Source organism: Micromonospora sp. DT68 (assembly GCF_049847245.1).
GTDB lineage: Bacteria > Actinomycetota > Actinomycetes > Mycobacteriales > Micromonosporaceae > Micromonospora > Micromonospora profundi.
Genome location: NZ_JBNCNZ010000015.1, coordinates 153413 through 162377 on the forward strand (window position 1 = coordinate 153413; position 8965 = coordinate 162377).

The 8965-nt window shown below is 70.2% G+C and carries 7 protein-coding genes; 2 read left to right on the forward strand and 5 right to left on the reverse strand.

What is annotated here, in order from left to right:
• Positions 1 to 43: 43 nt before the first annotated feature.
• The gene (locus tag ACPXB1_RS24170; RefSeq protein WP_355593301.1) at positions 44 to 532 is read right to left on the reverse strand and encodes a MarR family winged helix-turn-helix transcriptional regulator; all 489 of its coding nucleotides are present in this window, start codon (positions 530 to 532) and stop codon (positions 44 to 46) included.
• Positions 533 to 540: 8 nt separating this feature from the next.
• The gene (locus tag ACPXB1_RS24175; protein WP_355593299.1) at positions 541 to 1788 is read right to left on the reverse strand and encodes an FAD-dependent oxidoreductase; all 1248 of its coding nucleotides are present in this window, start codon (positions 1786 to 1788) and stop codon (positions 541 to 543) included.
• Between the two features lie 229 nt (positions 1789 to 2017).
• On the opposite strand from ACPXB1_RS24175, the gene ACPXB1_RS24180 reads away from it, so the two are divergent.
• The gene (locus ACPXB1_RS24180; RefSeq protein WP_425735815.1) at positions 2018 to 2410 is read left to right on the forward strand and encodes a malectin domain-containing carbohydrate-binding protein; all 393 of its coding nucleotides are present in this window, start codon (positions 2018 to 2020) and stop codon (positions 2408 to 2410) included.
• Between the two features lie 93 nt (positions 2411 to 2503).
• Here ACPXB1_RS24180 and ACPXB1_RS24185 read toward each other — a convergent pair whose 3' ends face one another.
• Positions 2504 to 4030: a class I SAM-dependent methyltransferase gene (locus ACPXB1_RS24185; protein WP_355593295.1), complete on the reverse strand. Its 1527-nt coding sequence runs from the start codon at positions 4028 to 4030 to the stop codon at positions 2504 to 2506.
• 115 nt (positions 4031 to 4145) lie between these two features.
• On the reverse strand, positions 4146 to 4925 hold the full coding sequence (locus ACPXB1_RS24190) for an SDR family NAD(P)-dependent oxidoreductase (protein WP_355628104.1): 780 nt from the start codon (positions 4923 to 4925) through the stop codon (positions 4146 to 4148).
• A 219-nt stretch (positions 4926 to 5144) separates the two neighbouring features.
• On the opposite strand from ACPXB1_RS24190, the gene ACPXB1_RS24195 reads away from it, so the two are divergent.
• On the forward strand, positions 5145 to 5966 hold the full coding sequence (locus ACPXB1_RS24195; RefSeq protein WP_355628107.1) for a helix-turn-helix transcriptional regulator: 822 nt from the start codon (positions 5145 to 5147) through the stop codon (positions 5964 to 5966).
• A 22-nt stretch (positions 5967 to 5988) separates the two neighbouring features.
• Here ACPXB1_RS24195 and ACPXB1_RS24200 read toward each other — a convergent pair whose 3' ends face one another.
• A complete protein-coding gene (locus ACPXB1_RS24200; protein ID WP_355628109.1) occupies positions 5989 to 8838 on the reverse strand; it encodes an AfsR/SARP family transcriptional regulator in 2850 nt (949 codons plus the stop codon).
• Between the last annotated feature and the right edge of the window lie 127 nt (positions 8839 to 8965).

An 8965-nucleotide genomic window follows, 5' to 3' on the forward strand; every position in this document is an offset into this window, starting at 1 on the left:
GCCCACTCGTACTGCCTGATCACCACACCTTCCCGGCGCCGCCTCAGGCAGACCGCTGCGCGGTGTCGCCGCAGCGGAGGTGGTCCAGTTCGTCGTGGTACATCGCCTGCATCCGGTCATAGTGCCGAACCAACAGCGTGACCTCCTCGACGCTGTAGCCCTCGATGAGCCGCGCCGCCCGCTCGGCGAACCGCTCGTACGGTCGCGTCAGCTCGGCGATCCGCTCCGGCCGCAGGGTGACGATCACCCGCCGCCGGTCCGCGGGGTCGCGCTCGGCCGTCACGTAGCCCGCCTGCTGGAGCCGGCGGAGCATGCTGGTCACCGCCCCGGTGGTGAGGTTGGTCCGCTCGGCGACCTGCCCCGCGGTGGCGGATCCGGCGTCCGCCAGGTAGTCCAGGCACTCCAGGTCGCTCACGGTGAGGCCCAGCCGCTCCGCGATGGCGTACCGGAACACCATGGACAGCCGCGACATCTCCCGCCCGGCGCGCATGAGATCGGCGATCGTGGAGGTACGGGCCGGATCGTGGGACATGACCGCCATCATGCCTCCGGCACGGTGACCCGGTGCAGTCGAGGTAACACGCGGGTCAGCACCCAGTGTGGCGCGGCCGCGTCTCCGGTGAGGCGGCGCATCAGCCGGGCGGCGGTGTCGACGGCACGGAAGGCGTACGGCACCATCTCGTCCTGGTAGCCGGCGATAGCCTCCTCCACCGGCGCGCCGCTCGCCCTGGCCTCGACCAGTTTCCTGCCGAGCAGGGCGGCGTCGCGCAGCGCGGTGTTGCCGCCGTGGGCGCCGAACGGCGGCATGACGTGCACGGCATCGCCCATCATCGTGGCCCGGGGTACCGCCCACCGGTGCGGGCGTCGGCCGGCGGCGAAGAGGTTGAGCACCGTGGCGTCCAGCTCGGCGGTGCCTACCAGCCGCCGGACGAGCGGGTGGAAGTCCCCACTCATCAGGCTGGCCAGTCTCCACAACGCCAGCAGGTCGCCACGGATGCCGATGGGCACCTCCTCCTGCCGCAGCAGTAGTCCCCACATGACGTAGTCGTAGCCGGTGGGCGCATAGCTGCCCGGGGCCAGGCGCGCGAACGCTTCCTGCGGGTTCTCGCCGAACCGCATGGAGGTGAAGAAGAAGGCGCGGCCCGGCCGGTCGCCGATGGCCAGCACCCCGCTGGTACGCAGCGCGTCCGGGATGACGCTCTCACCGTTGCGCTGTAGGGGCGACCGACCGTAGATGCCCGCCATCGGGGTGTTCGCCGGGTCCGCGTCCGGCATGAGCTGCGCGCGCAGCGCCGAGCCGACGCCATCCGCGCCCACGACGACGGTTGCCGAGGCGGCCCCGCCGTCGGCGAACCGCAGCCGCAGCCCAGCCGGGCCGCCGGTCTCCACCGCGACGGCGTCCTTGCCGTAGTGGATGCGTTGGTGCAGCCCGGACTGCAGGATCGACCGCAGGGTAAGCCTGTCGACCTGGCGGGTCGCGTACGGATCGTCCTTGAAGGTGATGCTGAATGCGTCCCGCAGCCGGCTGTCGGTGAAACGGAGCTGCCCGCCGGGCTCGTCGCCGGTCGTCAGCGCGAGGTTGTACAGCGGGCGGGGCAGGCTCTCGCGCAGCGCCTCCAGCCCGTACCGGTCGAGGATGATCCGGTAGCCCTGCCGCCGGACGAAGGGGCCTGGGTCCCGCTCGTAGACGTGCACGTCGACGCCGGCGCGCATCAGGTACTGGGCGAGGCAGAGGCCGGAGAGACCGGCGCCGGCGATTGCCACGGAGATGTCAGTCGATACGACCATGCAGTTATCTTAATGACTAAGATGATTTGGGCAAGAACGCGGGTGTCGCGCCCGGCGTACTCGTCGGGGATCTGCTCGTGGCGTCGAACGCCGGCAAGGGCGAAACCCAGCTCAAGCCGGTCCGCCTGGCGACGTCGGCCTACTGGAAGGGCGTCGACGTCGGCGGCTCCGGGCACGTTGGCACCGACGGCTTCGTCTGGTCGCCCGACCAGGCGCTGGGCTCGCGGCCGTGGGGCTACGTCGGCGGCAAGACGCGTGCCACGAAGCCGACATCGCCGGTACGCAGGACGACGCGCTGTTCCGCACCCAGCGGACCGGCGAGACGTTCAGCTACGTGTTCAAGAACGCGCCCGCCGGGACGTACCGGATCGGCCTCGACTTCGCGGAGATCGAGAAGGTGAAGGCCGGCAAGCGTGCCTTCGATGTGCTGGCCGGCGGCAAGGTCCTGCTCTATGACCACGACGTACAGGCGAAGGTGGGTGCGCTGACGGCGGATCTGAACACGGTCATCGTCGAGCACACCGGTGGCGATCTGAAGATCGAGCTTCGCCGCGAGAAGGGCGAGGGCGACCCGATCCTCAACGCCCTCAAGGTCCAGCAGGACCCGCGCCCTGTGAGATAGCCGGACCTGTCCTCCAACAGTGGCCAGGGCCTCCACGGGAAATCGCCGTGGAGGCCCTGGCCCTGCGCGGTCCCGTCCCGTCGGGGCGAGCGCTCACTCGTTCCAGGGTCGGTGGGCGACGGTGAGGATGTGGGTCGTCGGCCAGTCGAGGGGCCGGCCGTCGAGGTCGGCGAGAGAGGCGACCGGTGCGATCCGGTTGTCGATCACCCAATCGTTGCGGACGGCGGTGGAGGCAGGAGCGATCTCGAAGCCCGCTTCGGTCAGCAGCGTTGTCCAATCGGCGAAACCGAGGCCGCAGAACTGTTCCTTCGTCTCGGAGAGCCAGCTGTCGATGTAGTCCTTGCGGGTCAGGTAGTCCATCGCGGAGCCCAGTTCAAGGCGTACCGAGCCGTCGGGCAGGGCCTCGTAGTCGAAGGGGAACGCGAAGTCGACAGCGAACTGATCCAGCCGCGCCCGCGTCGACAGTCCGCCGACATACCGCCTGACCTCGGCGGAGTCCAGGCTGGCGAGATCCCGGCGCGGGGATGCCGGGTTGTCGCCGTCATCTGTCACGAGTCGCAGGATCACCGGCCGGTGAGGATCGTCCGGGCCGCACACGTCGCTGTTGATCCAGACGCCACCGGGCACCGTGTGGTCGTGGATGCGGCGGGCGAACTGCAACAGCGACTCCCACTGCCGCCCGTACGACCAGATCTCATGGGTCAACGCGAAGGTGAGGGTGGTGTCCACCGACCGGTCCTTCAGGACCGCACCGCCGAGGACGTTCCGGTGGAAGAAGTACACGTTGGCGTTGCGGAACACGCCCTGCGCCTTCTTGTGCAGGCACTCCTGAAAGAGGTGCCGGGCGACCTCGACGCCGATGAGGTCGCTCTCGTGCAGGCCGGGTTCCCGATCGGCCAACTCCAGGACCGCCCCGGCGCCGCAGCCGATATCGACGATGCGGCCGGGTTGCACGTACTGACGGACGGCGTCCCACTTGCGCTCGGCTGCGCCGGCGAAGGCATCCACGTAGGTCCGGTAGTCGCGGGTGACGGTGAGGCCACCCTCGTCGCCGACGAGCGGGTCGTTGACCACCATCCGGATCTCGTCGACCAGGCGGTAGCGCTCGAAGACGTCGATCGTCGCCGGGTGCGTCAGCTCGCGCCACGTGTCGTCGCCCGCGGCCAGGCGCAGCAGGACGTCCCACGGCCGTTCGGGCGTGGTCCGTAGCTCGGGGTCGGCCTCGACCTGCGCGATCGTGAAACCGAGCCGCTCGTACAGCTTGGCGACCTCCGGCGTCGAGCATGCCACCAGGGTGTCCGCAGGAGTGAGTTCGAGTCCGGTGGCTACCGCGATGTTCTTGAGGGTCACCTCGGCGAAGTCGTCGGTGTACGCGGTGTCGAAGATCGGCACGACCAGCGAACGCAGCCCGCTCAGCACACTGAATCGCTCGATCGCGGCTTCCCGGCGGTGGTACGGGACCGGATTACGCTTGGTGTTCTCGTGGTTGGCGGAGGTCACCGCCCAGACGATCGTGGTAGCGCCGTCCTCGGCGAGCCGCCGCAGGTAGTCAGCCTGGAAGCGGGTCAGCAGGTGATGGCGCCCAGGAAAGAGCACGAAGCGGGCGGACGGGCCAGCCATGATCACCCCACGTTGTTCCGGCCGATGTACGGCCCGCGATGTTAACGGGTCGGTGCCTCCGCCACCCGGGCGGGCTGACGACCAGGGCCGATCGCCATCCCACAGGGCTGAGCCGTCAGTTGCCGCGGTACCGGGACGCCAGCTCCGGGCTCTGCGCGTTGAAGGCGGCCAGCTCCGCGGAGAAGATGGCGTTCAGCAGGTACGCGTCCTGGACACCCGGGGCCACCACGACCTCACCCAGTTCCAGCCCGCGCAGGCTCGCGGTGACGACGTCGTCGGCGCTCATCCGTCGTACGGCGCTGAGGTCCATGCCCTGACGCTCGTGGAACTCGGTGGCCACCACACCAGGGCACAGAACCTGGACCCGGACACCGGTGCCCTCGAGTTCGGCGCTGAGCGTCTGCGACATGGCGACCGCGAAGGCCAGGCCGCCTGCGTACACCGCGCGCCGCGGCATCACCGAGCTCGGCGCGGGACCACTGAAGGCGATCATGCCGGCGACGTTGACGATGGTGCCCTCGCCACGGGCCTGCATACCGCCCACGACCGCCCGGGTGAGCATGGCGGGTGCCACCGTCTTGACGTGGGCCAGCTCGCGGGCCTTCTCGGCGGACAGGTCGGCCAGGGGCATGTAGTGCGCGACACCGGCGTTGTTCACCAGCAGCGTGATGTCCTCGGTGCCGCAGAGCTGAGCGACGGCGTCGATCCCGGCGTCGGTGGACAGGTCCGCCGCGAGGCCGCGGACGTTGACCTCCGGGTGCGCGGCTACGAGTTCCTTCAGGCGTTCCTCGCGGCGCCCGACGACGATGAGGTCGTAGCCCAGCCCTGCCAACCGTTGCGCGAAGGCCCTGCCGATACCCGACGTGGCCCCCGTGACGAGTGCCAGCTTGCTCATGATCGTTGGTCCTTCCCGTTTGGTGATGTCCCTGCGGCGATCACCCGTCGGCGTCTGGCGCACGCGACGCCGCCGGTGACGTGAACACCGCACCAACAGCATCAACCGGCGGCGACGAGGCAGGCAGTGCCGCCTTCTTCCTGGTATCGGCACTCCCAGGCACCGGCGACCCGGCGGTACCGGCAGCCCGCCCTTCGGCCGGTGGCTAGCATCGACGGTATGGCCGAGGACCTGCTCGCGGGCTATTTACGGGCACGTCGGGGGCAGCTCCGCCCGGGTGACGTCGGATTGCCCGAAGGGACAGTCCGACGGCGCGTGGCGGGTCTGCGCCGCGAGGAGGTGGCCTTGCTCGCAGGCATCAGCGCTGACTACTACCTGCGTCTGGAACAGGGCCGCGGAGGCACACCTTCGCTCCAGGTCATCCGGTCGTTGGCGCGGGCGCTGCGGCTGGACGACGCGGCCACCGCCTACCTGACGAGCCTGGCGACACCGCTGGCTACCGACGCGGACCCGGCGACGCAGGGCCGCGAACGGGTCCCGTCCAGCGTCGAGAACCTCGTCCGGCTCCTGCCCCTGCCAGCCTTCGTGACCGGGCGCAACTTCGATGTCCTCACCGCCAACCGCAGCGCCTTCCGGATTTCTCCCGAGCTGGTAACCGGGAAGAACCGGCTGCGGTCGTTCTTCCTCGTCGACTCCGAGCGAGACCTCTACCGGGACTGGCAGACGACGGCTCGCCGTTTCGTGGCTGTCGTGCGGGACACCGTCGGCCGGGGCGCCGCCCGTCCCGACTTCCTGGCGCTGGTGGCCGAGCTGTCGGAACGCAGCGAGAGCTTCCGTCAGTTGTGGGAGCGGCACGATGTCGTCACACGTGACACCGAACTCGCACTGCTGCGACACCCCGTCGCGGGGCCTCTGCAACTGCACCTGGAACGTCTGTCCGTCGCCGGAATGCCCGAACAGGGCCTGGTGATCTACCATCCCACGGCCGGTTCGGAGGACGCCAGGCGTCTCACCCGGCTTCTGGACAGCGCGGACAGGTAGAGCCGGTAGTGTCCCGCTCGGGCTAGGCCGCCGCGCCGTGGCTGAGCTTCGCCAGGCGACGCCGGATCTGTTCCTCCTGCCGCCCATCCGAGTCGTTGCCCAGAGCGAGCGCCTCCAGCCATGCCGCGCGGGCGGCGGGCCAGTCGTTCATCGCGTAGGCGGTGTCTCCGAGGCCCACACTCGCGCGGACCATGTGCACGCGGTGGCCGACCTTTCGGGAGAGCTCCCGGGCCGCGGCCCAGTCCGCCGAGGACTCAGCGAACTGCCGTTCGCGCAGGTGCAGGTTGGCCCGCCGCAGGTGGCATTCGCTGCGGCGGACGTCGTCGGCGAGCTGCTCGCTCATGGTCAGGGCTCGGTCAATTGTCTCGAAACTCAAGGCACGGCGGCCCAGCTCGTACTGAGCGTCGGCGAGACGGCACAGCACATCGGCCTGAGCCGTCCGGTCCCCCAGCGACTCCGCCATGTGCAGCGCCCGGTGGTGGCAGGTGACGGACCTGTCGTAATCGCCCACCGCGAAGCTCACCTCGCCCAGATTGCGTAACGTCAGCGCCTCGCGGGACGCGTTACCAAGCTCGGTGAAGATCACGAGAGCCCGTTCGAGCAGCGCCAGCGCGGACTCGCTGTCGCCGACGTAGAAGTGGGCGCCAGCCAGGCTGCGCTGCATCTCCGCCGCGCCAGCCGAGTCGCCGGCGCGCTCGGCCGCGTCGAGGCATTCGCGCACCACCATCGCCCACTCGTGCCACCAGCCCTCCCGCTGATAGAAGCCCTGCACCGTGAGTTCCAACTGCCAGGCGTCGTACACCCGGCCCCGGTCGTTCGCCTGACGCATGACCGCCTTGAGCACCTCGCGCTCGGCGACGAACCAGTCGGCGGCTTCCCGGCCGTCCCGCGGACTCTCGTCGACGACCCCGTCGGGCGCCGCCGGTGGGTCGGCGTCGATCTCGGCATTGATGAAGAGATTGGCTGCGTACGCTGTCCGCCGATAGAGCCCGAGCAGCCGGTCCGCCGCCGCCTCGCGCTCCGGGCCGGGCTCGGCGTCGAACATCAGTTCCCGCGCGTACGCCGCGATCAGGTCGTGGGTGCCGTAGCGGCCGGGCCGCCGTTCGGTGACCAGCCGGCTTCGCACCAGCTCGCCGAACACCTCGCGGGCGTCGCGCGCGGACAGGCCGCCGAGGCTCGCCGCCGCCGCGCGGGTGATGTCCGGGCCCGGGTGCAGGGCCAGCAGGCGGAAGAGTCGCGCGGCGGCAGGGCTGAGGCTGCGGTAGGACCAGGAGAAGATGGCGCGCAGGTCGCTGTCCGGGTCGTCGGAGCCGAATCCGTCGAGGCTGCCCTGCGCCTCGTGCAGTTCGCGCGCGACGTCCGACAGCCGACATCCGGGTCGGGCCAGGACCCGGGCGGCCACCACGGCGAGGGCCAGCGGAAGGCCCCCGCACAGGTCGACGATCTCGTCCAGCGCCCGCCGTTCGGCCAGAGCACGGGCGGGCCCGACGCGTGAGACCAGGAGTTCGCGCGCCTCGTCGGTCGGCAGGACGTCGAGTGTGAGCACGTGAGCCCCGTGCGTCGTGGCGAGACCGGCCAGGCTGTACCGGCTCGTGACCAGGACGAGGCTGCCGGGAGCACCGGGCAGCAGCGGCCGGACCTGGTCGGCGTCGCGAACGTTGTCCAGCACGATCAGCACCCGGCGCTCGGCCAGGAGACTGCGGTAGAGCCCCGACCGGGCCAGGTCGCGCGCCGGGATGTCCGGTCCGCGGACGCCAAGCGCGTGCAGGAAGTCCTCCAGCACCTCGCCCGGTGTCAGCGCGGCGTCCGGATCCAGGCCCCGGAGGTCGACGTGGAGCTGGCCGTCGGGGAACTCGTCGGCCACCAGGTAGGCCAGGTGGGTCGCCAGGCTCGTCTTGCCGACGCCGGGGATGCCCTCGATGGCCACGATCCGCAGGGCGTTCCCGCCGGCGCGGCCGTGGATGAGCGCCAGTGCCCGGCGCAGGCTCTGGTCCCGGCCCGTGAAGTGGGGCAGGTCCGGCAACAGCTGGGCCGGACGGACGAAAAAGCCGTCCGCCGACGGGTCGTTGGAGCGCAGTGGTGCCTCCGCCGTCTCGGCTGGGCCGGAATCGCCGTTGCGCAGGACCGTACGGTACGCCTCCTGGAGTTCCCGGCCCGGATCGATCCCGAGGTCATCGGCGAGCCGGCCGCGCAGTTCCTGGTAGAGAGCGATCGCCTCGGCCTGCTGCCCGACCGCTGACAAGGTCAGCAGCAATCTGGCCTGAACGGCCTCGTCCAGAGGACGTTGCTGGGCCACACGCCGCAGCATCGGAAGCACACCCCGTGCCGCTCCGGCGGACAGCGCCAGGTCGGCGGCCTCCCGCACCAGATCGGCGTACTCGTTGTCGACGGCCTCGAATTCGGCGACCGGGCGGTTGATCAACTCCGGCGCTCCGGCGCACGGCCCCCGCGACAATTCCAGCGCTTCGACATAGGCCGCCAATGCCTGCGACGGATCCTCGGCCGTCCGCGCCCGCTGCGCCAAGTGTCGAAACGTCAGCAGGTCCAGCCCTTCGGCGTCGACGACGATGCGATAGCCGGATGCGTCACTCGCCAGCCACCGGCCGGACGCACGAGGGGGCAGGCCGGGTTCGAACAACCGCCGAAGCCGACCCAGGTGAAGGTGCACGATGTTCGCGGCGCTGCGCGGCGGTCGCTCGTCCCACAACAGCGCGATGAAATCCGCGAGGCCGACCGGCTGGCCGGCCCGTGCCAGCAGCAGTGCCAGAATGAGGCGTTGCTGGCGCGGACCGGGATCGACAGGCTGCCCGCCGCGCCACACCTCCACCGGGCCCAGCACCGCGAAGCGCATGTCGTCCTGCGCCCCGGTCACGGAAGACCCCCATCAGCATCGCCGTCGGCCAGTGATCACCGGGAGCCAGCTTAAGGGACGTCTCGTAACTTGGTGGTCGGTCCATGGTGGATCATCTTGGGGTGCAGGTGATCTCGGCGGCTCGCCA

Excerpts from the sequence above, each read along its gene's own strand:
- ACPXB1_RS24170 (WP_355593301.1), bottom strand. The coding sequence starts at position 532 with ATGTCCCACGATCCGGCCCGTACCTCCACGATCGCCGATCTCATGCGC.
- ACPXB1_RS24175 (WP_355593299.1), bottom strand. The coding sequence starts at position 1,788 with ATGGTCGTATCGACTGACATCTCCGTGGCAATCGCCGGCGCCGGTCTC.
- ACPXB1_RS24185 (WP_355593295.1), bottom strand. The coding sequence starts at position 4,030 with ATGGCTGGCCCGTCCGCCCGCTTCGTGCTCTTTCCTGGGCGCCATCAC.
- ACPXB1_RS24190 (WP_355628104.1), bottom strand. The coding sequence starts at position 4,925 with ATGAGCAAGCTGGCACTCGTCACGGGGGCCACGTCGGGTATCGGCAGG.
- ACPXB1_RS24195 (WP_355628107.1), top strand. The coding sequence starts at position 5,145 with ATGGCCGAGGACCTGCTCGCGGGCTATTTACGGGCACGTCGGGGGCAG.